Raw genomic sequence first — 25,896 nt, forward strand, 5'->3', positions numbered from 1 at the left:
TCACGGATCTTGCGCAAGATCGCCGACGATACGTCCAACGAGCGCATTTCGATCCGCCACCTGCTCGATACGCTGGGCGACCGCGCCATCGGCGCATTGATGCTGGTCTTCGCCTTCCCCAATGTCATGCCGACGCCGCCTGGAACCTCTGCGATCCTCGGCGCACCGCTGGTGTTTCTGGCGGCGCAGCTGACCTTCGGCATGAAGCCCTGGCTTCCCGCGCTCATTGCCGACCGTTCCATGGCGCGAGCCGATTTTGCCACCATCATCAACAAGGCGCATCCATGGCTGACCTGGGCCGAGCGTCTTTTGAAGATGCGGCTCTCGTTCCTTACCGAGCCACCGTTCGAATATGTCGTCGGCCTGCTCTGCCTGATCTTGGCCGTCGTGCTGCTTCTGCCCGTTCCGCTCGGCAACATGCTGCCGGCGCTGACGATCTGCATCTTCTCGTTCGGCATCCTCGGCCGCGACGGTGTCTGGACGCTTGCGGGCCTCGTCGCCTTCGTCGTCTCGATGGTGATCGCGGGTGGCGTGATCTATGGCATGGTCAAGGCCGCGTTCTATTTTGTCGAGCGGGTTTTGCTGGCATAGACGCTTTTCGGGCTGGATCCTTGGGACGCTAGCGCACCCCCGCCATTTCCGTCACTTCTTCCGGCTCATGAACGCCTGAAAGGCCTGCATGGCTTCCTGCGATTTCAGCTGGTTGCCGAAATGGACCATTTCCTCGCTCATGCGCGCCTCGACTTCGCCGACCGAGCCCTTGAGAAGCTTGCGAGCCAGTGCCAGAGCCTTGGGCGGGCGCGAGGCGAGATGATCGGCGGCCTTGAGCGTTTCCGCCTCGAGCTCTTCCTCGCCGACGATCTTCCAGACAAGACCGGCCTCGCGTGCATCCTCGGCGGAAAAGCCGATACCGGCGGCAAACATGGCGAAGGCTCGTTGATGGCCCATCACGCGCGGGCCAATCAGCGACGAGGCGGCTTCCGGCACCAGCGCCAGATCGACGAAGGGCGTACGGAATTCAGTGCGCGCGGTGGCGAAGGTCATGTCGCAATGCAGGTTCATCGTCGTGCCGATGCCGATGGCAAGACCATCGACGCCGGAAAGAAGCGGCTTTTCGAAGCGCGCCAGTTCGAAGATGAAGCGGTTGACGTCGCGGCCGGCCTGCGGATCCATGGCGATGGCCATGAAGTCGGCGAGGTCATTGCCGGAGGAGAAGCTGCCGGGCACGCCGAAGATGACGACCGCACGTACGCTGTCGTCCTTGTTAGCCTCGACCAGCGTATTGGCCATGGCTTCATACATCGCCCGCGTCAGCGCGTTCTTCTTGTCCGGGCGGTTCATGCGGATGACGATAACGCCTTCATGCGTCTCCGGACGTTCGATCAGGATATGGTCGGTCATGGGTTCCTCCTCCCGGATATTGTCAGGACGCCAGCAACATGCGCGCGGCGGCCAGCGCATCCGCGCCGTTGATGATGCGATCCTTGAGCGAACCGGTCTCGGAGATCAGGTTTTCAGCGGCAAAGCGGCAGAGCGCGATGCGGCCCGGTTGCTGACCATCGCCGGCATCGACGAGGCCGCCCTTGGCGAGATAGCTGCCGACCAGCGTAAGACCCCAGAGCCGCTGATAGGCGGTGGCACCGGCTGCGGCTTCCGCGGCCTTGCCGGCTGCGAGCGCCGCGAGCAGCCATTCGGAGGCTTCTTCCAGATCGGCGATGGAGGCGTCGAGCTTGTCGGCCGTCTTGCCGAAACCGTCGAGATTGGAGGCGCGCACCTGTGCGGAAATTTCCTTCAGTTCTGCGATGAAGCCGCGCACATGATTGCCGCCGGACTGCGTCAGCTTGCGGCCGACAAGGTCGCCGGCCTGAACGCCGTTCGTGCCTTCATAGATCGGCGTGATGCGGACGTCGCGGTAATAGCGGGCCGCACCCGTTTCCTCGACGAAGCCCATGCCGCCATGGACCTGAATGCCGTGCGAAGCGATCTCGACGCCGGCGTCGGTCGGGAAGGACTTGGCAATCGGCGTCAGCAGATTGGCGCGCTCCTGCCAGTGGCGCTTGGCTTCCGGATCTTCCAGCCGCGTGGCCATGTCGATGGCGAAGGCGCAGGCATAGGTCATGGCGCGCGACCCTTGAGTCAGCGCCTTCATGGTCAGCAGCGTGCGGGCGATATCGGGATGTTCGATGATCGGGCTCATGCCCTCGCCCTTCCAGCCGGGCGCGCGGCCCTGCAGGCGTTCGCGGGCATAGGCCGTCGCCTTCTGCGTCGCGGCTTCGGAGACGCCAACGCCCTGCATGCCGACGCCGAGGCGTTCGTTGTTCATCATGGTGAACATGGCGGCAAGGCCCTGGTTCTCTTCTCCGACCAGCCAGCCGACCGCGCCGGCCTCGTCACCGAATTTGCCGTCGCCATAGATCATGGTGCAGGTGGGGGACCCATGGATGCCGAGCTTGTGCTCGATGGAGTGGCAATGCAGGTCGTTGCGGCCGCCGAGAGAGCCATCGTCGTTCACGAAGAACTTCGGCACGAGGAACAGCGAGATGCCCTTCGAGCCCTTCGGCGCATCGGGAAGGCGCGCCAGCACGAGATGAATGATGTTGTCGGTGAAATCGTGTTCGCCATAGGTGATGAAGATCTTCTGGCCGAAGATGCGATAGGTGCCATCGGGACGGCGCTCGGCGCGGGTCTTCATGCCGCCGAGATCGGTGCCGTGGCCGGGTTCGGTGAGGTTCATCGACCCCATCCATTCGCCGGAGACCATCTTCGGCAGGTATTTTTCCTTCAGCGCCTCGGAGGCATGGGCGTTGAGCGCCTCGATTGCGCCGATCGTCAGCATCGGGCCGAGGGCGAAGCCGAGCGAACAGGCGTTCCACATTTCGAAGGTCGCCATATGGAGCGACTGCGGCAGGTGCTGACCGCCGAACTCCTCCGGGCATGCGAGCGCATTCCAGCCGCCCTCTGCCCAGCGCCGGTAAAGATCGGCCCAGCCTTCCGGCGTCTTCACGCCGCCATCGACGTGGCGCGCGCCCTGCTTGTCACCGATATCGGCCAGCGGGGCGATTTCCTCTTCGGCAAAGCGGCCGGCTTCCGTCAGGATTGCATCCAGCAGGTCTTCGCTCAGATCGCCAAGCAGCCCCTGCTCCATTGCTTCGCCAAAGCCTGCAACATGCTTCAGCGTGAAAGAAATTTCCTCAACAGGCGCCTTGTACATCCATGTCCTCCCGACACGCTTCGCGCCCATTCACGAGGGTAGAGCGCGTGTTTGTCAATCCATCCGACCGCTAGTTTATTTTTACGTAAACGTCAAAGTCAAGACCGTTTTCCGCACTGCACAGGTCGCGACCATGCGTGGGTGAGCCACCATTTTCTCCAGTCCTGGGCAATGCACGGTCAATAAAAGGTTAACCTTGTTGCGGCAGAATTCAGGTAGGTGGCTTGGCGGAATTATTAAACATGCCGGTTCTGAGGTATTTCGACAGCAGCAAGCTGAAAAAGAAGCCACAGCTCCCCGTGGCCGTGCATTCCGAATTCCTGCGCACGGGGCGCATCGCCCGGCCCGAAGACACATGGGTCGAGGAAGAAAAGCGCTATCTCACCTATCAGGAGGTCGCAGCCATCACCGGGCGGCGTCTCGAGCGGGCCGGCGAAACCACGCATGACCGGCTGAACAGCTTCCACCGCGCCATCCAGTTTCCCAAGCTGATCTTTCATCGCACGCTGCCCGCGACACCGCATCTCGGCTATTGCCATGTGACGGCATCGAAGACGAAGTTCGCCGAATATGACGATGTCACCTGGGGCTTCTATATCGCCAATTTCCTGGCCGAGATCGGCACTTCGGAAAGCTTTTTCGAACATGTCAGTCCGCGCCAGGGGCGGATGTATTTCGCGGTCGCCATGACATCCGACACGACGGGAGAGAAGCCGAAGCTGACCGTCAACACCGCCGTGCGCGGCAATGGCGTTCTCTTCCGCACACATGATCCGAAGCAGGCAATGAAGAACGTGCTGATGCTCGGTGCGCGCAACGAGCAGCTGCGCGCCGTCATTCGTGCGATCCGCTGAGATTGCCGCGCCTGCCACTGCAGGCCAACTCGTCCATTGCATACCAGCCGGTGGGCCGTGTAGTGAGACGCACGGAAGGTGCGCATGGCAACACTCTATAACATCGAAACACAATCGGACGCCGCGATGGACGCGGCCCTGGCGGCGCTTGGCCGCGAGGAACCCGTGGCGATCCCCACCGAGACCGTTTACGGACTCGCCGCCGATGCGACCAGCCCCTATGCCATTTCCAGCATTTACGAGAAAAAGGGCCGGCCGCGCTTCAATCCGCTGATCTGCCATGTCTCGGATCTTGCCATGGCCGAAGAGTATGGCGAGTTCGATGCGGTATCGCGCAAGCTGGCGCTCGCCTTCTGGCCCGGGCCGCTGACGCTGGTCGTGCCGCTGAAACCCGGCAGCGCCATTCATCCGCTGGCAACGGCCGGGCTTTCGACCGTGGGCCTGCGCGTTCCGGCAGGCTTTGCGGGCAAGCTGATCGCGCGCTTCGGCAAGCCGCTCGCCGCTCCCAGCGCCAACACCTCCGGTCGCATCAGCCCGACCTCGGCTATCGATGTCGAGGACGATCTGGGGCAGAAGCTGCGGGTCATTCTGGATGGCGGCCCGACCAAGGTGGGCGTCGAGTCTACCATCGTGAAATCGGACGAGAGCGGGGTTCATCTGCTTCGTCCCGGCGGGCTTTCGGTCGAGGATATCGAGAGCGTCATTGGCGGGCGGGTGCTGCGCGATGTCAGCCAGACGGCGGCCATCGAGGCGCCGGGCATGCTCGCCTCGCATTATGCGCCGGACGCCAAGGTGAGGCTCAATGCCAACCGCGTGTCCCTCGGCGAAGCGCTGATCAATTTCGGCGGCCAGACGGTTCTCGATTCGGACAAGGCGGTTGCGAGGTTCGATCTCAGCGCCTCCGGCAATCTGCGCGAGGCCGCCGCCAATCTGTTTTCGACGCTGCGTGCCGCCGACCGGACGGGTGCTTTTTCGATTGCGATTGCGCCCGTGCCCATGACAGGATTGGGCGAAGCGATCAATGATCGCCTGATGCGTGCCGCTGCCCCGCGAGGAAAATGAGAATGCCATCCCCTGAGCTGATCGACCGTTTCAGCGCCATCGTCGGAACTGGAAACGCCCTCACTGCGTCCGCCGATGTGGAGCCCTATCTGACCGAAGGCCGCGGGCTTTATCGCGGCGTGACGCCGCTTGTTCTGCGCCCCGGCTCGACGGAAGAGGTGGCCGCGATCCTGAAGCTTGCCAGCGAGACGAAGACGCCCATCGTGCCGGTCAGCGGTGGCACGGGGCTTGTCGGCGGCGGGGTGCCGCGCGCGGAAGGCCAGGATGTCGTCCTGTCGCTGGCGCGGCTCAACCGCATTCGCGATGTCGATCCGGTCGCCAATGTGATCGCGGTCGATGGCGGCGTTATTCTGGAGGAGGTACACAAGGCCGCCGAGGCGGTGGACCGGCTGTTTCCGCTGTCGCTGGGCTCGGAGGGCTCGTGCCGGGTGGCGGGCAACCTTTCCACCAATGCCGGGGGCACGGCCGTTCTCGCCTATGGCAACATGCGCCAGCTTTGCCTCGGGCTAGAAGTCGTGCTGCCGACCGGCGAGATCTGGGATGGGATGCGGCGGCTCAAGAAGGACAATACGGGCTATGACCTGCGCGATCTCTTTATTGGCGCGGAAGGCACGCTCGGCGTCATTACCGGCGCGGTTCTGAAGCTTTTCCCGCGCCCGCGCGGCCATCAGGTGGCCTTTGTCGGCCTGAAAAGCCCTGCCGATGCGTTGAAGCTTTTCGAATTCGCCGCAGGTCTGTGCGGCACGGCGCTGACCGGGTTCGAGCTGATGCCGCGCATCGGCGTTGAATTCACGACGAAACATATTCCGAATGTGCGCGATCCGCTGACGACCGCTCATCCGTGGTATGCGCTGATCGACATTTCGACCTCGGATGCGGAAGAGACGGCCGAGAGCATGGTGAATTCGCTTCTCGAAACGGCTTATGAGCGCGGGCTGATCGACGACGCGGTCATCGCCGCCTCGGAGGCCCAGCGCAAGGCGATCTGGCACATGCGCGAGAGCATGTCGGATGCACAGAAGCCGGAGGGCGGGTCGATCAAGCATGACGTGTCGGTGCCTGTCTCGCAAGTGCCGGATTTCATGGCGGAGGCGGAAAAGGCGGTCATGGCCGCCGTTCCCGGCGCCCGCATCTGCGCCTTCGGGCATCTCGGCGACGGCAATATCCATTACAACATTTCCCAACCCGTCGGCGCGGACAAGGCGGCCTATCTCGCGCGCTGGCGCGAGGTGAACGTCATCGTCCACGGCATCGTGCTCAAGCACGGCGGCTCGATTTCGGCCGAGCACGGCATCGGCCAGCTGAAGCGCGACGAACTTGCCAGCATCCGCAGCCCGATCGAGATGGACCTGATGCACAGGATCAAGGCCGCCTTCGACCCCGCGGGCATCATGAACCCCGGCAAGGTGCTGCAATGAGCGCAAAAGTCGGTTTCAAGCTGCGCCTCACCCTGCCCGGCGACCATCCGCTCGGGCCTGGCAAGGCGCAGCTCATGGAGCTGATCAAGACGCATGGCTCGATCCGCTCTGCGGGTGCAGCCATGAACATGTCCTACCGCCGGGCGTGGCTGCTGATCGACGAGTTGAACGGCATGTTCCGCGAGCCGGTCGTCCTGAAGGCCCAGGGCGGCAAGCAGGGCGGCGGGGCGACGCTGACGCCGTTTGGCGAGGAGCTGCTGGCGCGATTTCGCAGCATGGAGAAACGCGCGGAGAAGGCCATGGGTGGCGACCTGGAGTGGATCGAGGCGGCGCTGGGAGTGCCGGTGGTGAAGAAGGGTGAGGCTGAGTAGACTGGTGGGACGGGGCACCGTTTCGTTCCAACGGCGCCCCCCAGGCACAAGTCTCTGTCCAAAAGTTCAATAATCCCCAACTAGGGAACGTGTTAGGTCTTGCTGACATTATCATGCAGCAACGCCGGAAACCCCATGTCGAATATCGCCCTCGCCTCTAGAGAAACGATCAAGCCCTGGCAGGTCATGGCCGCCGGCATGGCGGCAATGTTGTTGACGGTGGGGATTGCGCGGTTTGCCTATACGCCGATGCTGCCGCTGATGCAGGCGCAGACGGGGATGTCGCCCTTTGTTGGCGGGCTGCTCGCGACCGTCAACTATGCCGGCTACATGACCGGGGCGCTGCTGGCCTCGACCTTTTCGGATGCGCGGCGGCGCTATCTTGTCTACCGCGTCGGGCTGATCGCCAGTGTCATCGGCACGGCAGGCATGGGACTGACGAGCGAGACCTGGGTCTGGCTCGTTCTGCGGTATATTGCCGGCGTCGGCGGGGCCTCGGGCATGTTGCTGGCCTCGGGCATGGTTCTCGCCTTTCTGGTGCGCCACGGGCGGCGACCAGAGCTGGGGCTGCATTTCATCGGCCTCGCCATCGGCATTATTCTTTCCGGCGCGCTGGTGATGGCGACGAACGGCTGGCTTGACTGGGCCGGGCAATGGCATGTCTTCGGCGCGGTCACGCTGGTGCTCCTGATTCCCGCCTGGTTCTGGATGCCGGCGCCGGATAGTGCGGCTGCTACCCAGTCAGCGGGTGCCGCGAAGGTCCCACATCCCGGCGCGTGGCTGCTCAACCTCTCCTATTTCTGCGCCGGCGTCGGCTTCGTTGTCAGCGCAACCTTCGTCGTTGCGGCCGCGGCCAAGGTGCCGCAACTCTCGCATCTCGGGCCGTTCATCTGGATCGTCGTCGGCCTGGCCGCCATCCCGGCAACGCTCGCCTGGGACCGGCTGGCGCGGCGGATCGGCGACGTGTCGACGCTGATCCTGGCCTATGCGTTGCAGATCGTGGGGATCGTGCTGCCGGTCGTCAGCCATAGCGCCATCGCGGCCATTGGCGGGGCGCTGCTTTTCGGAGGAACCTTCATGGGGATTGTGGCGCTGACGCTGGCGCTCGCTGGCAAGCGCAACAAGGAAAACCCATCCGGTGCCATGGCGCGGCTCACCTTGTCTTACGGCGTGGCGCAGATCGCCGCGCCCGCCATCGTCGGCCGGATCGCTTCCGTGACGGGGAGCTACGACATCGGCATGGTCATGGCGGCCGTGACGATGGCTACCGGCATCGTGTTGCTCTGGGCCTATGGCCGGGCTTCGTGACGACGAAATAGTCCTTGGGTGTCGATGGACACGGACTTGAACAGCAGGCTCACCGGTTGCCCCTTCGTCAGCCGCATGCGCGCCGCCGAATGGCGCGTGACCTGCGCCAGCACGACCTCGCCCGAGCAATCGACCGTCACCCAGATACTGCCGGCCCGTTCGGTCACGCTCGAAACGCTGCCCTCCAGACGGTTGAGCGCCGATAGGTTGCCCGGCTCGCCAATGCCGAGGATGATGTCCTGCGCGGCGATAAACACGCGGACCCAGTCGCCGGGCTCCGCCGCGCCGCGCCTGAGGTAGAGCGTTCCTGCCCTGCTATTGGCCACGGTCAGGCCTTCGCCCTCGAGATGATGGCTGATCCTGGCGCTGATGAAGGTCGCGGGCTCCATGTCGTCCGGCATCGGGCGCGCGCCGCCGAGCACAGCACCCGGCTCGCCTTCCGCCACCACGCGGCCGCCCGAAATCGAGACGACACGGTTGGCGAGGCGCGCCACTTCTTCCATCGCGTGGCTGACATAGAGGATCGGGATGCCGGTCTCGTCGCGGACATATTCGAGATGCGGCAGGATTTCCGCCTTGCGCGCCGGATCAAGCGCGGAGAGCGGTTCGTCCATGATGAGGAGCGCCGGCGCGGAGAAGAGCGCGCGGCCGATGGCGACGCGGCTTTTCTCGCCGCCGGAAAGACCGGCCGGGCGGCGGTCAAGCAGATGGCCGATGCCGAGAAGATCGATCAGTCTGGCATCGGCAGCCTCGTCCGTCCTTGTCGGCCGGAAGTGGCGGGCATAATGCAGGTTCTGCCGCACGGTCATATGCGGGAAGAGACGCCCTTCCTGAAACACATAGCCGATGCGGCGGCGGTCAGCGGAGAGGAAAATATTCCGCTCACTGTCGAACCATGTCTCGCCGCTGAAGGTGATGTGGCCTGCTTCAGGCCGGGTCAGACCAGCGGCGATGTTGGCGAGCGTCGTCTTGCCCGAGCCTGAGGGGCCGACCAATGCGGTGAGGCCTTCGCCGGTCGTGAAGGCGGACTCGATTCGGAAATCCCCTTGCCGATGACGGATATCGATTTCAAGCATCGCGGCCCTCCGTGCGGACCTGCACCCGGCGCGCCAGCAGCTCAGAGGCCAGCAGCGCGGCCAGCGACACCACGACCGAGATCAGCGTGAGCCGCATCGCGCCCGCGTCGCCGCCCGGCACCTGCGTGTAGCCGTAGATGGCGGCGGCGAGCGTTTTGGTTTCGCCGGGGATTGCGGATACGAAGGTGATGGTGGCGCCGAATTCGCCCATGGCCTTGGCGAAGGCGAGAATGGTTCCCGTGATGATGCCGGGCATGATGAGTGGCAGGGTGACGGTGCGGAACACATCGAAACGGCTGGCACCCAAGGTGGAGGCGGCGGATTCCAGTCCCCGGTCGAGGCTTTCGATGGAAAGCCGGATCGCCCGCACCATGAGCGGAAAGCCCATGACCGCGGCGGCGAGCGCCGCGCCCGTCCAGCGGAACGAAAGAACGATGCCGAAGACCTGGTCGAGCACACTGCCGATCACGCCCTTGCGGCCGAAAAGAATGAGCAGAATATAGCCCGTGACCACCGGCGGCAGGATCAGCGGCAGGTGGACGAGACCGTTGAGCACGCTCTTGCCGGGAAAGGATTTGCGCGCGAGCAGCCACGCGACCGCAATCCCGAAGGGCAGGCTGGCGGCGCTTGCGACCACGGCCACCTTGAGGCTAATCGCCAGCGCCACCCAGTCTTCGTCAGAAAGTATCATTCCGCTGCCGCTTGTCCGCCATCACTTCGCGGACAATACCGTAAAGCCCTGCCCTGTGAAGCTGGCGTCCGCCTTCTTGGAACGAAGATATTTCTGGAACTCGGCCGCCAGTGCCGGTGCGTTTTTCAGTTCGGCGACGGGATAGATGATCGGGTCGTGCGCGTTTTCCGGGAAGGTACCGACAACCTTGACGCCCGCATCCGCCTTGCTGTCGGTCATATAAACGATGCCGAGCGGAGCCTCGCCGCGCGAAACAAGCAGAAGCGCGGCGCGGACATTTTCAGCCTCCGCGAGCTTGTCCTTGACGGCGTCCCATGCGCCGAGACTGATCAGCGATTGCTTGGCATAGATGCCGGCGGGCACGCTTTCGACCGCGCCGACGGCGAGACGTCCGCCGGACAGCGCGCCTGCGAGGTCAAAGCCCTTGGTGATTTCATAAGTCTTGGCCGCATCCTTCGGTCCGACCAGAACCAGCGCGTTGCCCAGCAGGTTTTCGCGGCTGTCCTTTTTGATGAGGTCCGCCTTGGCCAGATAATCCATCCATTTCAGATCGGCGGAGATGAAGAGATCAGCGGGCGCACCAGCCTCAACCTGCTTGGCGAGCGCCGAGCTCGCGGCATAGGTCAGAACGACATCGTTGCCCGTCTCGGCTTTCCAGTCCTTCGCAATCCCGTCGAGTGCGTTCTTCAGACTGGCAGCGGCAAAGACCCTGACCTCTCCGGCGGCGGCCCCGGCAGCATGGAAAACGGAAAGCGCGAGAATGGATACGGCCATCAGGCCTGCGGCGAAGCTGCGACGATGCATGAATGTCTCCCATATCGTTATGTCTGATTGGATATAACGAGTTCCACGGGAACGCAACCGGGCAATGGGCGATTACCGGTCAGCCGAGCTTGAGCTGGGAAAGTGTGAACAGCGTGTTGGCGCTTAAGGAGGCGCCGCTGCCGGAAGACGAGAGAATCGACAGCGCCGAAGCACCGCCGCTCGTGCCGCCATTCTGGACATCGTAAAGGGCTGTGAACCTCTTGACCATGGTCTTGACCTTGTCGGGATCGGACAGGTCCTTGAGGTTCATCAGCGTCTTGACCTTGTCGGCCTGTGTATCGATCGGCAGCTTGGAGAAACCGTCCGGCAGGTTGTTGCTGGTCTTGAAGAACTGCAGGAGCGCCTGATCGGCGAGAATATCATAGGCCGAGGTGATGGTGGGGGCCATGCGCTGGAAATAGAGCGCCAGACGCGTTCCGGGATTGTCGTCGCCGGCCTCGGTTTCCAGCGTCTGCTGATAATAGTTGTCGACCGTTGCGATGCGCGCGCGACGATCCATGGCGCCTGCCTGCGGGGTAGAGGAGATTTTGCCCGTATTGTTGTCGAAGTTGAAGGCACCGGCCATCTGGGCCCAGCGCTGGTCCGGTTGCGTATTGGCGAAGCTCTTGGGATCAGAAAGATCGGAAGAAAAGACCTTCTTCAGGAAATCCTTGGTGACCTTGGCCGGATCGAAACCATAGGAGCCGACCATGACCTTCACCAGCTTGCTGTCGGACAGCAGCCCGTCGACCGTATCGACGCCCTGAATGGTCTTGGTGTAATAATTCATGTCGTCAGTCGCCTGCGTCTTGGCTGCCGTGTTGCCGTAACGCGTTTGCATCTTGACGTAATTCTGCGCCATCAGCGAGATTTCCGCCTGTGACTGGGCGAGCCGCGGCGCGACGGCCTTGCCATCCTTGCCGAAGTTATACTCCTTGGCCAGGGCGACATAGCGCTTGTCGGACAGCTGGTTCACATAGCTTTTCGGATCATTGACGTCACTTTCAAGAACCATCTTGATCTTGCTCGGCATCTCATCCTGAGCCGACAAGCCCACGGAACGCAGGGCAAAATTGTAAAGCGCGGTATTGTTGATCAGGTCATCGACCTTGTTCACCTGTCCGACATGCGCGCCGTAATAGGTGTATATCGCCGCGTCGTTGGCGTCGTCTTCCTTGGAATAATTGCCCAGATAACGGTTCTGCAGCGCCTTGAGATTATCGCTCGACATGGCCTTATCGCCGGCCTTCACATTGCCGTTGGTGTCGAAATTGAACATCTTGGCGACGGCGGTCCAGGCCGAACCGCCCTGCTGGTAGGCGTAATTGTTGTTCGTCGACGTATCGCTGGTGACGATATTCTGGAATGTCGACCCCATCATCGAGGAAGGAAGACCGAGTGCGGTCTTGACCAACGAGAACAACCGATCATTGCCGGTAATATCACTGACCTTGGTCACGTTCCCCATCTGATCGGACAGATAGCTGTTGTTGAGTTGCGCCGCGGCCGGGGTGACATGGCTCGGGACGTTCAGGATGTAATTCTGCGTGATCTTGTCGATCTGCGATGCGCTCTGCGCGGACGTTCCGCTATCCAGTCCGCCCGCGGTGTTGAAATTGAACGCGTTGCGCAGCGCCAGCGCCTTCTGCTTCAGCATGTAGCGCGCATCGGTATCGGTCGGCAGCTTGTTGACGTAGCTGTTGCTGTCGTTGACGTCGCTGGTCAGCACCTTCTTGATGAAATCCCGCGAATAGGTGTCGGGGTCGAGACCAACGGACTGCATCGCATAGCTGTAGAGCTTGCTATTGTTCATAAAGCCGTCGACCGTCTTCACGCTTCCGATCGCCTGTTTGTAATAGGCTGTATCGGTGGTAACGGCCGCTTCTTCCTGGACAATCTGATCCTTGTAGGCCTGAACCGTGGAATCCTTCTGTGCCGAGGTCTGGGCCGCGGCCGTCGACTTGCCGAACTGGAAGGCATTGGCGAAATCGCGATACTTCTGGTCGGACAGGCGGTTGGCGAAACTCTGCGGATCGGTCAGGTCGCTGGACAAGACCTTTTTCATAAAGGCCTTGGCATAGGTCATATCATCGAGCCCGAAGGCCTTCATGGCATAGGAATACAGGCGATAGTCGCCCATAAAGCCATCAACGGTCGTGACCTTGCTGATATTGGCGTTGAAATAATCGGTCTCGCGCTTGGTCTGCCCTTCCGACGCGACGCGGTTCAAGGACTTGGTCATATCCCTGGCGATCAGGTCATAGCTGAGAAAGGTCGAGACCATGGGGCGATTTCCGCGCGCAATTCTGGAAGTCTCAGACTAGCGCAGAAACCTTGCCCAAACCTTTAACATCACATGAACAAGGCGAGCCTTCCCGTTCACACTCCCTCAACCGTGTCGGGTTCGACTTCGATAACCATCTGGGAATGCAAAGATTTCTTAACCGCGAATATTAAGCCGGATGGAAGATCGCGCCACTAAATTCACCCTACCAAGAGGGCAAAAGCCCCGAAAGAAGAGCCCCAGGCTCTCAAGGAAAACAGGGTGAAATGAACATGCGCAACGTAGCAATGGGTCCGGTCTGGGCCGGAGCAACCTTTCGGCTCGATCCGAAACACTTGCCCCAGCAGGTGTCCTATTCTGGACATACGACTGCTGGCGATGTCTCGATCACGCTCGACGAGCGTGGCGCAGTGCTGAAAAAACTTCTTCCGACCAGCGGCCTGCCGATTTCCTTCGCGCTTCCGGCCCGCACTTTCCGCGGCGTTGCAGCCCGTGCCATCGATCATGGCGACGGCCGCGTGACCGTCACGCTGGAACTGCATCACGACGACCCCGAACTCAGCATTCCGCTGCTCGTCGCCCACGATCTCTGCGATATCGCCGCCGACTGGCGCTCCTGGTCGGATGCCTACAATATTCCGATGCTGATGGTGGAAGCCGATGGCGTTGCCCGGCCGCTCGAAGAGCACCTCACCAACATCGCCAACAAGAATTCCGCACCGCGCCGCCGGCACTCCTACTTTGCCGACCGTCGCCCGCGTTTCCTGGTGCGCCGTTCGATCGGCCAGCTGGGCGTGACCATGAAAATCGAAGGCCGGGAAATCATCGCCCGGAACTAAACACACCTAAGAAGCATTCAAAGAGGACTCCAGTCACTCTGTCGGGCCGGCCTTTTACCCCTGAAGGTCGGCCCTTTTTCTTGTCCGGCCCTTCTTCTTGCCGATCAGTCAAACGGAATAGCCAGAAGCAGACCGGCGAAGATGATGGCGCCGACAATATGATTGAAACGGAAGAGTTTCAGGCATTGCGCCGTATCATCGATATCCAGAACCTTGATCTGCCAGACAAAGGCGATGCCTGCCGCCAGAAGCCCCAGATATGCCACCGCGCCGAGATGCGCCAAGGCATAGGCAGCAGCCAGAAGCGCCAGCGTGAGACCATAAAGCGCGATCAGCCAGTTGGCGGTGTTCTCACCGAACAGGCGGGCGGTGGAGCGAACGCCAATCAGCGCATCATCCTCGCGGTCCTGATGCGCATAGATCGAGTCATAGCCGATCGTCCAGGCCACCGCCGCGATATACATGACGACGGCGGCAAGCGAGACGTTTGCGAAGACCGCGGCCCAGCCCATCAGCGCACCCCATGAAAAGGCCAGCCCCAAGAAGAACTGCGGCCAGTCGGTGAAGCGCTTGGCGAAGGGGTAAAGCGCGACAACGGCCAGAGAGGCGATCCCGAGCACGATCGAGAATGTGTTGAACTGAAGCAGGATCACGAGGCCGACAAGCGCCTGCGCGACCATGAATATCTTGGCCTGCCCACGGGTGGCACGGCCGGAGGGCAGCGGACGGGATCGCGTCCGCGCCACCTGGGCATCAATCTCGTGATCAATGAGATCGTTATACGTGCAGCCGGCGCCGCGCATGACGACGGCACCGACGAAGAATAGAAAGAGATGGGCAAGGAACGGCCAGAGCCGGAAGCCACCGGAAGCCGCCTGCACATTCGCCGCCATCCCGGCCGACCAGAAGCACGGCCACATGAGAAGCTGCCAGCCGATGGGCCGATCCAGCCGCGCGAGCTGCGCGTAAGGCACGGCCGCGGGCGGCAGCCAGCGATAAACCCAATTGTCGGGGGTGGCATCGGCAACGCGGGATTCTGTCTGGTCGATCTTGGTCATGATGCTTTTGTTGGCAGCGGCGCGGGCGGGCGTCAAGACATCCGGCCCCGTTTGCCCGGAAAAGCACACCATCGATCTGACACCGGCCCTTGACGTTGCCCGCCGCCGCCCTTAACGGCTGCGCCAAAGGGTTTTGGCGACGGAGGCTCAAATGAACGTGCTCTTGATCGGTTCTGGTGGACGCGAGCATGCGCTGGCATGGAAGATCGCGCAATCGCCGAAGCTGACGACCCTTTACGCCGCCCCCGGCAATCCGGGCATTGCCGAATGCGCGACCTGCGTGACGCTGAATGTCGATGATCACGCCGCCGTCATTTCATTCTGCCGCGAAAAGTCGATCCCCTTCGTCGTCGTCGGGCCGGAAGCGCCGCTGGTCGCAGGACTGTCCGACGCGCTGCGCGCCGAAGGCATTGCCGTCTTCGGTCCCTCTGCCGCTGCCGCACAGCTTGAGGGCTCGAAGGGCTTCACCAAGGATCTCTGCGCCAAATACAATATCCCGACCGGCGCCTATCAGCGCTTCAACAATGCGCCGAAAGCCAAGGCCTATGTGCGGGCTGAGGGCGCTCCCATTGTGGTGAAGGCGGACGGACTGGCTGCCGGCAAGGGCGTGACGGTCGCCATGACCGTGGACGAGGCATGCGCCGCCATTGATGATTGTTTCGAGGGCGCATTTGGTGAAGCAGGCGCGGAAGTCGTGGTCGAGGCCTATCTCGATGGTGAAGAGGCCTCCTTCTTCTGCCTCTGCGACGGCACGACGCTGCTGGCGCTGGCCTCCGCTCAGGACCACAAGCGCGTCGGCGACGGCGACACCGGTCCGAACACGGGCGGCATGGGCGCCTATTCCCCTGCCCCGGTGATGACGCCCGAGATCGTCGAGCGGACGATGAAGGAGATCATCGAGCCGACGATGCGTGGCATGGCGGCCGACGGACACCCCTTCTCCGGCGTCTTCTTTGCCGGCCTCATGATCACCGCCAAGGGTCCTGAGCTCATCGAATACAATGTCCGCTTCGGCGATCCGGAATGCCAGGTACTGATGATGCGGCTGAAGTCGGATCTGCTGGACCTGCTGCTCGCCACGGCAGAAGGCCGGCTGCAAGACGCCAGCGCGGAATGGCGCGACGAGACAGCGCTGACTGTCGTGATGGCTTCGAAGGGCTATCCAGGGTCATATGAGAAGAACACGCCGATTGCCGCGCTGCCGCAGCCGACCGAGACGCAGCGCATCTTCCATGCCGGCACGGCGCTGAAGGACGGCGCGCTTGTCGCCACCGGCGGTCGCGTACTCAATGTCACGGCGTTCGGACAAAACGTGACGGAAGCGCAGGCGCGCGCCTATGCCATGGCCGATCAGGTCGACTGGCCGAACGGTTTCATGCGCCACGATATCGGCTGGCGCGCGGTTGCCCGTGAAAACCAGGGCGAAAATTAATCCCGCGTTAACTCTTTCTGCTGACCGGTTGTAAAGCTTGGGCTGCTACAGTTCCTTCATAACCTGAAGACGGGTGCGAGCCTTGGTCTCGCGTCTGTGCCTCAGGTGCGTGTTTTTCGCATGCCGCTGCCGCAAAACCGGGGCAAAGCTTTGCGCGGCATGTCTTGAGGGAGTTCTGAGTATGCGCGCATTTCTGTTCGCGACCCTGATGGCTTCGGCAGCCTTTCCTGCCTGTGCAGCGTCGATCGAAAAGGTGAAGACCGGCCAGATTGACGGCGACGGAAGCATCATGACGGTGTCCTGCGAGGATTGTCAGTCGGCGCAGGCCCGCAAGCGCAACTATCAGGTTCCCCAACTGAACGGCGTCGCCTCCATGGAGATCGTCGACGAGAACGGCAAGCCGCAGGTCGTGCGTGTCGACAAGTTTCTCGGCGGCTCGCCGGTGACGACAACGTCTAAGACGCAGGCACAGCTCATCGAAGAAATGGCGGCTATCGAAAAGAAGGCGCACGAGGCCAAGCAGGCAGCGCGCCAGGCGCAGCTGCAGGCCATCGACATGAAGTCCGCCTCGATCCTGCCCCCCGACGAGCGCGGCGCTCGCCCCCTCCCCGGCATTGACCGCGAAGCCACCACGGCGGCGCTGAGCACGGAGACTGCCAGTTTCGACCCCAGCCAGTTGACGCTGCGCCTGCGCTGAAAAAAGCCCGCAGACACATTGATGGCAAGGCCGCCGAGGAGGCGGCCTTTTACGTTTGACAGCTCATCTGCGCGAGCCTATCTAAAGCACAGGCGTCTTGCGCCTGCCGCCCGCAATCCGGTGAAGCAAGATCGACAGAAGCAAACAAGTTCGAAACCACCCGACTTGTGGCAATGCGGGCACCACTGGACACCGGGTGACAAAGCGAGCTTGCTGTCATGCAAAACCCGAATTCCAATCCCTTTCTTCATGCACCCATCGGCGCGCTGTTCGTGCGCACCGCGCTGCCGATGATCCTTGTGATGGTCGTCAACGGACTTTTTTCCGTGGTCGATGCCTTCTTCCTTGGCGTCTATGCAGGCGCCGATGCGCTGACCGCCGTGACGCTGACCTTCCCGATCTCCATGCTGATGATCGCGCTGACCACCATGGCCGGTGCGGGCATGGCGAGCCAGGTTGCCCGCGCGCTGGGTGCCGGCGAACGGGAACGCGCGCAATCGGTCTTCCTGTCCGCGCATTTTCTGGCGCTCGGCTTCTGGCTGATGCTCACCGTGCTCTTCGCGCTCCTCGGCTGGCGGGCGATTCTGCTCGCGGCCAACCATGATGCCGGCCTTGCCGAACAGGGCTGGCGCTTCATGGCGATCACCATCTATGCCGCACCCATCACCTTCTTCCTGTCGCTGCAGGGCGATACGCTGCGCTCGGAAGGCAAGGCGGGGCTGATGGCGATGCTGGCGGTGGCCGCGACGCTTCTCAACATCCTGTTCAACTACATCCTGATCGGGCGTCTCGGCTATGGCACCGCCGGTTCGGCGGCGGGGACGATTGCGGCGCAGGCGCTCGCGCTCGCGGTTGTGCTCGTGATCCGCTTGCGTGGACGGCTGCCGCTGACGTTTGTCGCGCCGGAAGGATTCCGGACCGCGGCGCATTGGGGCGAAATCATCCGGCTCGGCCTGCCGCCATCGCTCTCCTTTGTCGGCATCGCGCTTGCCTCGACCGCGATCATCGCCAGCGTGCAGTCCTGGGCGGGGGCGAACTATGCCGACACGATCGCCGCCTATGGCATCGTCGTGCGCATCATGAGCTTCGCCTTCCTGCCGCTGCTCGGCCTGAACCTCGCCGCACAGAGCATTGCCGGCAACAATTACGGTGCCGGGCTCTATGCCCGCTCCGACCGCACGGCGATCTTCGCGCTCTGTGCTGCGCTTATCTATGCTGCGGTGCTGGAGGGCGTTCTGGTCTTGTTTCCGGGCGCAGTCGGCCGCATCTTTGTTGACAATCCCGCCGTCATTGCCGAAGTGGCGCGGCTTCTGCCCTACGCGATGGCGACCTATGTCATCTATGCGCCGATGAACGTGCTGGCCGGCTATTTCCAGGCGCTCGGGCAGGCGCGGATGGCGGGGCTCTTGAGCCTGACCAAGCCCTATCTGCTCTCGGTTCCGCTCATTCTGGCGCTGCCCTTCGCGGTCGGCGAAAAGGGCATCTGGCTTGCCTCGCCGGCGGGCGATCTGGTGATGCTGGTGATCGTCGCGCTGGCGCTGCGGCAGGCGGCGGGCAAGACGGGCGCGCGGCTGGGGATGTTTTACGGGAAGGCGTGACGCATCACGCCTCGCGGAGAAACTCCGCCAGCGCCTCCACCTCCAGATGCGAAAACACCGGCAGGCCGGCGGCGGCAAACAGGGCCGCCGTCACGCCCTCGCCTACATGTTTCACGCCGGAAAACGTGCCGTCATAGATCGCCCGCGACCCGCAGGAGGGGCTGCCATCGATGAGAAGGGCGGCCACGCAGCCGGTCTGGCGTGCGAGATCGAGTGCTGCCTTCGCGCCATCGAGATAGGCGGCAGTCACATCTCTGCCGCCGCTTTCGAGAACACGGGCGCGACCGGCCAGAACATCGGCGCCGGTCATACCCCACTCGATTTCGGCCGGCAGGCGCGGGGTATCGAAGCCGCCGGCAAGTTCCGGACAGATGGCGACAAGGCGGCCTTCTTCGCGCCAGCGGGCGACAAGGGGATGGTCAAGGGTTTTCGCCTGACCGTCGTAACGGACGGGCTGGCCGTGGAGGCAGGCGCTGATGAGGATTTTCAATCAATGCTCCTCTGGTGCAACAGGGGAATTCCCCCTCTCTTGCGATTTCTAACACTTAGCTGAAGCTAAGATGTTGAAATCGCTTTCTCCCCCACCAAGGGGGAGATTGGAGCAAGAGGGTCTGGCACACACCCCATCTCCCCCCTGGTGGGGGAGAAAGCAAAATCATGACCTTAGCCAAAGGCTAAGTCATAGATTTTGCAAGAGAGGGGGTCGGGCCTCACCCCGAAATCTTCGAGAAATCCGCCACCGTCCCTGTCGCCTCGCGGATGAGGGCGAGCAGCGCAAGCCGGTTGGCGCGGATGGCGGCGTCCTCGTCATTCACCAGCACGTCGTTGAAGAAGCGGTCGACCGGGCCGCGAAGCTTGGAAAGCGCTGCCATGGCGTCGCGGAAGTCCTCGCGCTTGACGGCCTCGTCGGCTTCCTGGCGGGAAAGGGCTACGGCCGCATAGAGCGCCTTTTCGGCTTCTTCGGTGAAGAGCGCATCGTCCACGGACGTTGCAATCGTGGTGCCCTTCTTCTCTTCCGCCGCGAGCAGCTGTGTGGCGCGCTTGGCGCCGGCGAGCAGGTTCCCGCCGTCCTCCGAAGTGATGAAGGCCGTCAGCGCCTCGGCGCGGCGGGCCACCATCAGGAGATCATCCGCATCGGGCGTCAGCACGGCATCGATGATGTCGTGCCGCGCGCCGAGATCGCGGAGATAGACCTTCAGGCGGTCGTGGAAGAAAGAGAGGAGGTCGGCATCCTTGGCCACCGAAAGCAGCTTCAGCCGCACACCCTTCTCCAGCAACACCCGGATCACCCCCAGCGCCGCACGGCGCAGCGCGTAGGGATCCTTCGAGCCCGTCGGCTTCTCGTCGATCGCCCAGAAGCCAACCAGCGTGTCGAGCTTGTCGGCGAGTGCGACCGTGACGGCGACCGGATTGGTGGGCAGACTATCGGACGGGCCGAGGGGCTTGTAGTGTTCTTCGATCGCGGCGGCGACGTCAGCGTCTTCGCCCTGCAGGAGCGCATATTTGCGGCCCATGAGGCCCTGCAGCTCGGGGAATTCGCCGACTGCTTCGGTGCGCAGGTCGGCCTTGGAGAGGACGACGGCGCGGTCGACCTTCGCCGGGTCAGCGCCGGTGATCTTTGCGAGTTCGGCGGCGAGCGCGCGGATGCGCGTGACGCGTTCGCCCTGCGAGCCGAGCTTGGCATGGAATGTCACGCCCAGATGGTCGAGCTTGGCCATGCGCTGATCCAGCGGCTTCTTGAGGTCGAGACCGAATTTGGCGGCACTTTCCTTCAAATCGCCGAGGTCGGGCATGTCGCGCTGGTCGCGCTTGTAGAAATGCGCGGCGTCCGAAAGTCTAGCGCGGACGACCTTGCCGTTGCCGTGCATGATTTCCTTGCCGTCATCCTTGGCGGCGATGTTGGAGACCAGGATGAAGCGGTTGGCCAGCCCCTCGCCGCCCTGAGGACGGCAGACGAAACACTTCTGGTTCGTCTTGATGGTGAGGCGGATGATTTCGGCGGGGATTTCGAGGAATTCCTCCTCGAACGTGCCCATCAGCACATGCGGATATTCGACAAGGCCGGAGACCTCGTCCAGCAGGCCTTCGTCCTCGACCAGTTCGAGGCCGGAGGCGAAGGCAAGGTTCTGGGCGTCCTGCAGGATGATCTGCTTGCGGCGCTCGGCGTCGAGCACGACCTTGGCCTTTTCGAGGCTGGCGGCATAATCGTCGAAGCGGCGAACCGTGATCGGGCCCGGCGCGTGGAAGCGGTGGCCATAGGTGACATTGCCGGCGACGATGTCATCGACAACGAACGGGATGACGACCGTTTCGTCATGTTCGGGACCGAACATGCAGACGATGGATTGCAGCGGGCGGACCCAGCGCAGCGCGCCCGGCTTGGCCGAGGCAGCGCCGGAGCGCATGGACTTCGGCCAGGGGAAATTGCGGATGATGCCAGGCATGACATCGGCGATGATCTCTTCCGCCGCGCGGCCGGGCTTCTGGATGACCGCGACGTAGAACTCGCCCTTCTTGGGATCGGTCACCTTTTCGGCCTGATCGACGGAGGTGAGGCCAGCCGAGCGCAGGAAGCCTTCGATGGCCTGCGCGGGCGCATCCGTGCGGGGGCCCTTCTTTTCCTCGCGCGTGTCGGCGGAACGGGCCGTCAGGCCGCGAATGTCGAGCGTCAGGCGGCGCGGCGTCCAGTATTCGCGTGCGCCTTCATAGGTCAGGCCCGCCTCGACCAGCGCATCGGTCACCAGCTTCTTCAGGTCGCCGGCAGCTTTTCTCTGCATGCGGGCGGGGATTTCCTCGGAGCGAAGTTCAAGCAGAAGGTCCGGCATGGTCTTGGCGCACAATCTTTAACGGTTGTTTTTCAGTGCGCGGGACTTAGCAAGCCATGGCCGCCTTGTCACCTGCAAAGCGGCCAAAATCGGCCGTCAACTGCCCGCGAATGGCCCCGAAGATTTCCCTTTCGAACCGCAATTCGGACATGAGCGGATTTCACATTCCGCTTCGTTAGTGCTCAGGAATAGAGGCTGCCAAGACGGCCGCCGGAAGGAGATCAGATGCACACCAACAAATTCTCCCGCGTCTCTGCCATCGCTCTCATTGTCGGCAGCATGGTTGCAGCGCCCGCCTTTGCTGCCGGTAACGGCAACGGCAATGGCGGCGGAAACGGCGCCGGCAATGGCGCGGGCAACAGCGCCAGCCACGGAACCAGCGACAGCGCAGGCGGAAAATCCGTCACGCCGGGCGGCGCGACGATGGACAAGGCCTCGTCGAAATCCGAAATGAACCATGAGATGAGCAAGGACAAGTCGGCCAACAAGAGCGGCGCGTCCGATCTCGGCAAGCTGAACGGCTTCCTGCATGCCTCGCCCGAAGCGCTGCAGAAGGCCGCTCCGAATTCCGCCATCGGCCTCGTCACGCATGGCTATGCCGATGCGCTCAACTCCTATCTCGCCGGCGGCGCGAATGCCAAGACGGCGGCGGACGTTTACGCCGCGCTGGAGAAGGCCGCGAACAAGCCGCTGACCGCCACGACGATCGCCGCCGTTGACGCCAAGCTCGCCAAGACCGACCCGACGCTGGCCAAGGCCATTGCCGCGCATCCGGGCGGCGCTGCCGGTCTCGCCAAGGAAATCGCCGCGGCCGGCCCGACCAAAAAGGCCACTGGCACCACCGCTCCGGCCCCGAAGAAGACCGTGCAGTAAAACGAGTATCCGTGTATCAATTGCCCGCCGCTTTCGACCCCGGAGCGGCGGGCTTTTTTATTGCGCGTCAGGTGGAGACACCCCCTCACCCCGCCTCCGCTATCGCTCGGCGGACCTCTCCCCGAAGGGGCGAGGAGGTCCGAGAGGCTGCGGCGCAATCCCGCTTCTCCCCGTCGGGGAGAAGGTGGCCCGAAGGGTCGGATGAGGGCGGCGCGCCGCAAAAGACAATGTTGAAACCGCGCAGCCTACCAGCCCCCGCCCCCGCCACCGCCGCCACCGCCACCGGAGGAGCCGCCGCCGCTGAAGCCGCCGGAAGACGAGCTTGAGGGTGCCGGTGCAGGCAGTGTCGACTGGATGGTCGAGGCCATGGAGTGGGAGAAGCCACCGACGGAGCCTGCAAAGCCGCCATAGTCGGAGCCGGAATACCAGCCGGGCTGGTAGTCATCGATCTTGGCCGCCGCGAGCCATTTGTCGAAGGTTTCGGTCCACGGCTTTTCAACGCCCAGTGCCACGGCATAGGGCAGAAGCTTTTCGAAATGCTGCGGCGACATCTCAGGCGCGCCGGCCATGTTCATCCGGTCCTTTTCGGCCAGCGTCAGATATTGGCGCAGACCGTCTATGCCATCCATCGTCTTTGCGCCGAGAACCGTCGGCGCGCCCATGATGAAGAAGGCGAGGATGTTGGCAATGATGATGCCGCACAGGCCGATGATGACAGGCAGCTCGCCGTGGGACAGTAGTTCCTCGAACATCAAAGAGACGATCGAGCCGAGGGCTGTGAAAGCGACGAGACCGATGAAACCGAGAACGACGATATAGAAGATCTTGCGCCCCGCCGAGACGCCCGGCTGGAAGCCCTTGCCGAGCACACCGGCGAAGACGCCGAGAACGGCCGCCAGGATGACCGGGACAACGAGCAGCGCGATATCATCGGATGAGAAACGGCCGAAGGCGATAAGGGCGACGAAGCTGACGATGGAGAGGATGACGCCCAGGACGACGTAGCCGATATTGGCGTTATAATATTTGCCGCGATTTTCCTTGGTGATGGCATCGACAAAGGCCGCACCCGCCGCCTGCACGGCGGTACCATTGGACTTGTCGAGCCTGAGCGTTCCGCCTGCAGAGACGACGCGGGCCATCAGCGCCCCTTCGCCGGGCGGCAGCTTATCGGGGCCTCCACGCTTCGTATCCGTGAGGATGATGGAGGTCTTCAGGTCTTCGAGCTTCAGCCGCCCGGCGACGGCGAGATTGAGGGCAGCGGCCGAGAAGGCCTTCCAGCCGCCATCGCCGAAGCCCTTGTTGTCGATATAGTTCACCAGCGCCGGCGAAATGCCGTCCGGCGCATCCCAGCGTGGCACGATGATCCCGCGCGGCGGATCGCGCCCCACCTTCAACCACGACCAGCCATACCAGCCCCAGACCAACGCGAGGCCGATGAGCGCGATGAAGGCGTTGCGATGATCCTTCAGCCACCACCAGCGTTCCTGGCTGGCGGTGGGCGCATCGATGGCGCCCTTCGGCAAGGTGATCCAGGCGGTCATGCCGTCATTGGGATTGAGGTTGCGCGTGGCCTGCACGTTCACAGTCGAGCCGCTGGCGCGGATCGTCGCATCGCTGCCCGTCGCGCCGGCAGCCCCGGTATAGACCTTGAGACTCGTCGCCCTCACGCCATCGGGCAGATGGATAACGGCATCCGCACTGAGAATAGGAAACTTCCAGAAATTGCCGGTGATGTTCCAGGCGAAGAGATCGGCATCCGCGCCATAGCGCACCTGCCGGTTCGTCTCATAGACGAGTTCGTAAATATGGCGGCCGGAGCTGACATAAGTGTCCTTGTCGCCGGCATAGATGCGGATGCCGTTGTCGATATATTCGGTCGAGTGCGGCTCATCGCGTCCATCGCGGCGCACCGCCTTGAGGGAGAAATCGACCTCGCCGATTGAGCCGTCCGCTTTTCGGAACGTCAGCGGGAAATCGCGGAAGATGCCGTGTCTGATCTCATAGCCCTCGGCATTCACCTCGATCTGTTCCTTGACCGTGACGAGGCCGCTCTTGTCGAGCGTCACGTCGGCGTGGAAGCTGCGGATAACTTCAGCGGCGGAGGCGGGAAGGAACGACAGGAACAGAAGCACGAGACCGATGGTCAGCTTCGTCATGAACCTTTGCATGCCTTCCCCCTGATACGGTCTATCCCGCCTTGCGCTCGAATGTCACGCCGAGCGAGCCCAGCGCATCCCAGTAGTTCGGATAGGTCTTGGCAACGCAGGACGGGTTCTCGATCGCGATGCCCGATGTCTTGAGACCGGCGAGCGCGAAGCTCATGGCGATGCGGTGGTCAGCGAAGGTGTCGATGAGCGCCGAAACGGTCTGGCCGGCCAGTGCCGGATCGCCGGTGACGATCAGGTCGTCGCCCTCTTCGCGGGCGAGGCCGGCGCGGATATTGTTCAGCCCGAGCGAGAGCGCGCGGATGCGGTCGCATTCCTTGACGCGCAGGTTCTCGATCCCGGTGAAGCGCACGGGCGTTTCGTTATAGGCGGCGAGTACGGCGAGCGTGGGAATCGCATCCTGCATCTGGCTGCCATCGATTTCGGCCGGCATATGCGGAAAGGCCGCGATCATGTCGTAGGATCGCGCATCAGGCTGGGAAAATTCGGTTGCGGCGACGCCAAGGTCGATCTTGCCCTTCGTCAACACTTCCGCGCCCCAGAGATAGGTGGCGGCGGAGGCATCGGGCTCGATGAGGTAATCGGCAGCGCGATAGCCGGTCGGCGCGATGACCCAGCGGGCGTTGCCCTCCTCGCGAACATCGGCACCGAAAGCGGTCATGCAAGCGGTCGTTAGGGTGATATAGCCGCGCGCGCCGATCGCCGCGCCGGCAAGCTCGACCGTGAAGGGCTCCTTCCCGCAGGCGGCGGCCATGAGCAGTGCCGAGACATATTGCGAGGAAAGGCCGGCATCGATGACGACGCGGTTGGCGGTGAAGCCACCCTTTGCATCGACCGTCACCGGCGGGCAGCCGGTCGGGGCCTCGATCTCAACGCCGAGCGAGGCAAGCGAGGCAACCAGCGGCGCGATGGGGCGCTTGCGCATATGCTCGTCGCCATCGACGACGAAGCGGCCGTTGAACATGGCAACGGCTGCCGTCAGGAAGCGCGTCGCCGTGCCGGCATTGCCGAGGAAGAGCGGCTTTTGCGGCTCCTTGAACGTGCCGGAGCTGGTGACGACGAAGGTCGTCGCGTCGGGCTCCTCGACGGTAACGCCCATAGCCCGCAAGGCTTCGGCCATATAGAGCGTGTCGTCGCTTTTCAGCGCGCCGGTCAGCCGGCTCGTGCCCTTGGCGAGGCCCGCGAGCAGGAGCGCGCGGTTGGTGATCGACTTGGAGCCGGGCGGCATCACGCGGCCGGTCAGCGCATGGTCCGGCGGGATGACGGTGAGCGTATCTTTGTTCATGTCTTATCAGTCTCGGCGGGAAGAAATCTCTCCCGCCCTTTA

22 protein-coding genes are annotated in these 25,896 nt (G+C 62.9%); 11 read left to right on the forward strand and 11 right to left on the reverse strand.

Features of this window, described 5'->3' with window-relative positions:
• Nucleotides 1-9: 9 nt before the first annotated feature.
• Entirely contained in the window at nt 10-591 is a 582-nt protein-coding gene (locus tag LQK83_RS17805; protein ID WP_230838743.1) for an exopolysaccharide biosynthesis protein, read from the forward strand.
• A 51-nt stretch (nt 592-642) separates the two neighbouring features.
• Here the strand turns inward: LQK83_RS17805 and LQK83_RS17810 are convergent, their stop codons facing one another.
• Both LQK83_RS17810 and LQK83_RS17815 read right to left on the reverse strand, forming a co-directional pair.
• A complete protein-coding gene (locus tag LQK83_RS17810) occupies nt 643-1,401 on the reverse strand; it encodes a crotonase/enoyl-CoA hydratase family protein (protein WP_230838744.1) in 759 nt (252 codons plus the stop codon).
• 22 nt (nt 1,402-1,423) lie between these two features.
• Nucleotides 1,424-3,211, reverse strand: coding sequence for an acyl-CoA dehydrogenase (locus LQK83_RS17815; RefSeq protein WP_230838745.1), 1,788 nt, complete (start codon nt 3,209-3,211; stop codon nt 1,424-1,426).
• 242 nt (nt 3,212-3,453) lie between these two features.
• Here LQK83_RS17815 and LQK83_RS17820 point away from each other — a divergent pair, with 242 nt between their 5' ends.
• From LQK83_RS17820 to LQK83_RS17840, 5 genes are all read left to right on the forward strand, one after another.
• The gene (locus LQK83_RS17820; protein WP_230838746.1) at nt 3,454-4,065 is read left to right on the forward strand and encodes a DUF6656 family protein; all 612 of its coding nucleotides are present in this window, start codon (nt 3,454-3,456) and stop codon (nt 4,063-4,065) included.
• Between the two features lie 84 nt (nt 4,066-4,149).
• On the forward strand, nt 4,150-5,127 hold the full coding sequence (locus tag LQK83_RS17825) for an L-threonylcarbamoyladenylate synthase (RefSeq protein WP_230838747.1): 978 nt from the start codon (nt 4,150-4,152) through the stop codon (nt 5,125-5,127).
• A gap of 2 nt (nt 5,128-5,129) precedes the next feature.
• Nucleotides 5,130-6,545, forward strand: coding sequence for an FAD-binding oxidoreductase (locus LQK83_RS17830; RefSeq protein ID WP_230838748.1), 1,416 nt, complete (start codon nt 5,130-5,132; stop codon nt 6,543-6,545).
• A complete protein-coding gene (locus tag LQK83_RS17835) occupies nt 6,542-6,916 on the forward strand; it encodes a winged helix-turn-helix domain-containing protein (protein WP_230838749.1) in 375 nt (124 codons plus the stop codon). Before LQK83_RS17830 ends, LQK83_RS17835 begins: the two co-directional genes overlap by 4 nt.
• Before the next feature lie 135 nt (nt 6,917-7,051).
• Nucleotides 7,052-8,224: a YbfB/YjiJ family MFS transporter gene (locus LQK83_RS17840; protein ID WP_230838750.1), complete on the forward strand. Its 1,173-nt coding sequence runs from the start codon at nt 7,052-7,054 to the stop codon at nt 8,222-8,224.
• Here the strand turns inward: LQK83_RS17840 and modC are convergent.
• The 4 genes from modC to LQK83_RS17860 all read right to left on the reverse strand — a co-directional run bounded on the left by modC (nt 8,206) and on the right by LQK83_RS17860 (nt 13,079).
• Nucleotides 8,206-9,300 carry a molybdenum ABC transporter ATP-binding protein gene (modC, locus tag LQK83_RS17845; RefSeq protein WP_230838751.1) on the reverse strand — a complete coding sequence of 365 codons (1,095 nt, stop codon included), beginning with the start codon at nt 9,298-9,300 and terminating at the stop codon, nt 8,206-8,208. The two genes, LQK83_RS17840 and modC, sit on opposite strands and share 19 nt — an antisense overlap.
• Nucleotides 9,293-9,991: a molybdate ABC transporter permease subunit gene (gene modB / locus LQK83_RS17850; protein ID WP_230838752.1), complete on the reverse strand. Its 699-nt coding sequence runs from the start codon at nt 9,989-9,991 to the stop codon at nt 9,293-9,295. The genes modC and modB overlap by 8 nt, the downstream gene beginning before the upstream one ends.
• A 21-nt stretch (nt 9,992-10,012) precedes the next feature.
• On the reverse strand, nt 10,013-10,795 hold the full coding sequence (gene modA / locus LQK83_RS17855; RefSeq protein WP_442966791.1) for a molybdate ABC transporter substrate-binding protein: 783 nt from the start codon (nt 10,793-10,795) through the stop codon (nt 10,013-10,015).
• Between the two features lie 79 nt (nt 10,796-10,874).
• Nucleotides 10,875-13,079, reverse strand: coding sequence for a DUF1217 domain-containing protein (locus LQK83_RS17860; protein WP_230838753.1), 2,205 nt, complete (start codon nt 13,077-13,079; stop codon nt 10,875-10,877).
• Between the two features lie 266 nt (nt 13,080-13,345).
• On the opposite strand from LQK83_RS17860, the gene LQK83_RS17865 reads away from it, so the two are divergent.
• On the forward strand, nt 13,346-13,918 hold the full coding sequence (locus LQK83_RS17865; RefSeq protein ID WP_442966792.1) for a DUF6101 family protein: 573 nt from the start codon (nt 13,346-13,348) through the stop codon (nt 13,916-13,918).
• A 104-nt stretch (nt 13,919-14,022) separates the two neighbouring features.
• Here the strand turns inward: LQK83_RS17865 and ubiA are convergent, their stop codons facing one another.
• Nucleotides 14,023-14,976: a 4-hydroxybenzoate octaprenyltransferase gene (gene ubiA / locus LQK83_RS17870; protein ID WP_230838754.1), complete on the reverse strand. Its 954-nt coding sequence runs from the start codon at nt 14,974-14,976 to the stop codon at nt 14,023-14,025.
• Between the two features lie 151 nt (nt 14,977-15,127).
• On the opposite strand from ubiA, the gene purD reads away from it, so the two are divergent.
• From purD to LQK83_RS17885, 3 genes are all read left to right on the forward strand, one after another.
• Nucleotides 15,128-16,408 carry a phosphoribosylamine--glycine ligase gene (gene purD / locus LQK83_RS17875; RefSeq protein WP_230838755.1) on the forward strand — a complete coding sequence of 427 codons (1,281 nt, stop codon included), beginning with the start codon at nt 15,128-15,130 and terminating at the stop codon, nt 16,406-16,408.
• A gap of 181 nt (nt 16,409-16,589) precedes the next feature.
• A complete protein-coding gene (locus tag LQK83_RS17880) occupies nt 16,590-17,105 on the forward strand; it encodes a plant virulence effector HPE1-like domain-containing protein (RefSeq protein ID WP_230838756.1) in 516 nt (171 codons plus the stop codon).
• Nucleotides 17,106-17,323: 218 nt separating this feature from the next.
• Nucleotides 17,324-18,703: an MATE family efflux transporter gene (locus LQK83_RS17885; protein ID WP_230838757.1), complete on the forward strand. Its 1,380-nt coding sequence runs from the start codon at nt 17,324-17,326 to the stop codon at nt 18,701-18,703.
• Nucleotides 18,704-18,707: 4 nt separating this feature from the next.
• Here LQK83_RS17885 and LQK83_RS17890 read toward each other — a convergent pair whose 3' ends face one another.
• Together LQK83_RS17890 and glyS are read right to left on the reverse strand one after the other, a co-directional pair.
• A complete protein-coding gene (locus tag LQK83_RS17890) occupies nt 18,708-19,193 on the reverse strand; it encodes a DUF523 domain-containing protein (RefSeq protein ID WP_230838758.1) in 486 nt (161 codons plus the stop codon).
• 220 nt (nt 19,194-19,413) lie between these two features.
• The gene (gene glyS, locus LQK83_RS17895) at nt 19,414-21,528 is read right to left on the reverse strand and encodes a glycine--tRNA ligase subunit beta (protein ID WP_230838759.1); all 2,115 of its coding nucleotides are present in this window, start codon (nt 21,526-21,528) and stop codon (nt 19,414-19,416) included.
• Nucleotides 21,529-21,753: 225 nt separating this feature from the next.
• Between glyS and LQK83_RS17900 the strand changes: the two genes are divergently transcribed.
• Entirely contained in the window at nt 21,754-22,401 is a 648-nt protein-coding gene (locus tag LQK83_RS17900) for a hypothetical protein (RefSeq protein WP_230838760.1), read from the forward strand.
• A 245-nt stretch (nt 22,402-22,646) separates the two neighbouring features.
• On the opposite strand, the gene LQK83_RS17905 is transcribed toward LQK83_RS17900, so the two are convergent.
• Complete coding sequence (locus LQK83_RS17905; RefSeq protein WP_230838799.1) at nt 22,647-24,560, reverse strand: DUF2207 domain-containing protein; 1,914 nt, start codon at nt 24,558-24,560, stop codon at nt 22,647-22,649.
• Between the two features lie 31 nt (nt 24,561-24,591).
• Nucleotides 24,592-25,854 (reverse strand): 3-phosphoshikimate 1-carboxyvinyltransferase, encoded by a 1,263-nt coding sequence (locus tag LQK83_RS17910; protein ID WP_230838761.1) that lies wholly within the window; start codon nt 25,852-25,854, stop codon nt 24,592-24,594.
• Nucleotides 25,855-25,896 lie beyond the last annotated feature (42 nt).

The organism is Rhizobium sp. C1 (assembly GCF_021026335.1).
Classification (GTDB): Bacteria; Pseudomonadota; Alphaproteobacteria; order Rhizobiales; family Rhizobiaceae; genus Ensifer_A.

What these genes read in the sequence shown, in the direction of transcription:
- LQK83_RS17810 (WP_230838744.1), bottom strand. Translation starts at nt 1,401, where the DNA reads ATGACCGACCATATCCTGATCGAACGTCCGGAGACGCATGAAGGCGTT.
- LQK83_RS17815 (WP_230838745.1), bottom strand. Translation starts at nt 3,211, where the DNA reads ATGTACAAGGCGCCTGTTGAGGAAATTTCTTTCACGCTGAAGCATGTT.
- LQK83_RS17820 (WP_230838746.1), top strand. Translation starts at nt 3,454, where the DNA reads ATGCCGGTTCTGAGGTATTTCGACAGCAGCAAGCTGAAAAAGAAGCCA.
- LQK83_RS17825 (WP_230838747.1), top strand. Translation starts at nt 4,150, where the DNA reads ATGGCAACACTCTATAACATCGAAACACAATCGGACGCCGCGATGGAC.
- LQK83_RS17830 (WP_230838748.1), top strand. Translation starts at nt 5,130, where the DNA reads ATGCCATCCCCTGAGCTGATCGACCGTTTCAGCGCCATCGTCGGAACT.
- LQK83_RS17835 (WP_230838749.1), top strand. Translation starts at nt 6,542, where the DNA reads ATGAGCGCAAAAGTCGGTTTCAAGCTGCGCCTCACCCTGCCCGGCGAC.
- LQK83_RS17840 (WP_230838750.1), top strand. Translation starts at nt 7,052, where the DNA reads ATGTCGAATATCGCCCTCGCCTCTAGAGAAACGATCAAGCCCTGGCAG.
- modC (WP_230838751.1), bottom strand. Translation starts at nt 9,300, where the DNA reads ATGCTTGAAATCGATATCCGTCATCGGCAAGGGGATTTCCGAATCGAG.
- modB (WP_230838752.1), bottom strand. Translation starts at nt 9,991, where the DNA reads ATGATACTTTCTGACGAAGACTGGGTGGCGCTGGCGATTAGCCTCAAG.
- modA (WP_442966791.1), bottom strand. Translation starts at nt 10,795, where the DNA reads ATGCATCGTCGCAGCTTCGCCGCAGGCCTGATGGCCGTATCCATTCTC.
- LQK83_RS17860 (WP_230838753.1), bottom strand. Translation starts at nt 13,079, where the DNA reads ATGGTCTCGACCTTTCTCAGCTATGACCTGATCGCCAGGGATATGACC.
- LQK83_RS17865 (WP_442966792.1), top strand. Translation starts at nt 13,346, where the DNA reads ATGAACATGCGCAACGTAGCAATGGGTCCGGTCTGGGCCGGAGCAACC.
- ubiA (WP_230838754.1), bottom strand. Translation starts at nt 14,976, where the DNA reads ATGACCAAGATCGACCAGACAGAATCCCGCGTTGCCGATGCCACCCCC.
- purD (WP_230838755.1), top strand. Translation starts at nt 15,128, where the DNA reads ATGAACGTGCTCTTGATCGGTTCTGGTGGACGCGAGCATGCGCTGGCA.
- LQK83_RS17880 (WP_230838756.1), top strand. Translation starts at nt 16,590, where the DNA reads ATGCGCGCATTTCTGTTCGCGACCCTGATGGCTTCGGCAGCCTTTCCT.
- LQK83_RS17885 (WP_230838757.1), top strand. Translation starts at nt 17,324, where the DNA reads ATGCAAAACCCGAATTCCAATCCCTTTCTTCATGCACCCATCGGCGCG.
- glyS (WP_230838759.1), bottom strand. Translation starts at nt 21,528, where the DNA reads ATGCCGGACCTTCTGCTTGAACTTCGCTCCGAGGAAATCCCCGCCCGC.
- LQK83_RS17900 (WP_230838760.1), top strand. Translation starts at nt 21,754, where the DNA reads ATGCACACCAACAAATTCTCCCGCGTCTCTGCCATCGCTCTCATTGTC.
- LQK83_RS17905 (WP_230838799.1), bottom strand. Translation starts at nt 24,560, where the DNA reads ATGACGAAGCTGACCATCGGTCTCGTGCTTCTGTTCCTGTCGTTCCTT.
- LQK83_RS17910 (WP_230838761.1), bottom strand. Translation starts at nt 25,854, where the DNA reads ATGAACAAAGATACGCTCACCGTCATCCCGCCGGACCATGCGCTGACC.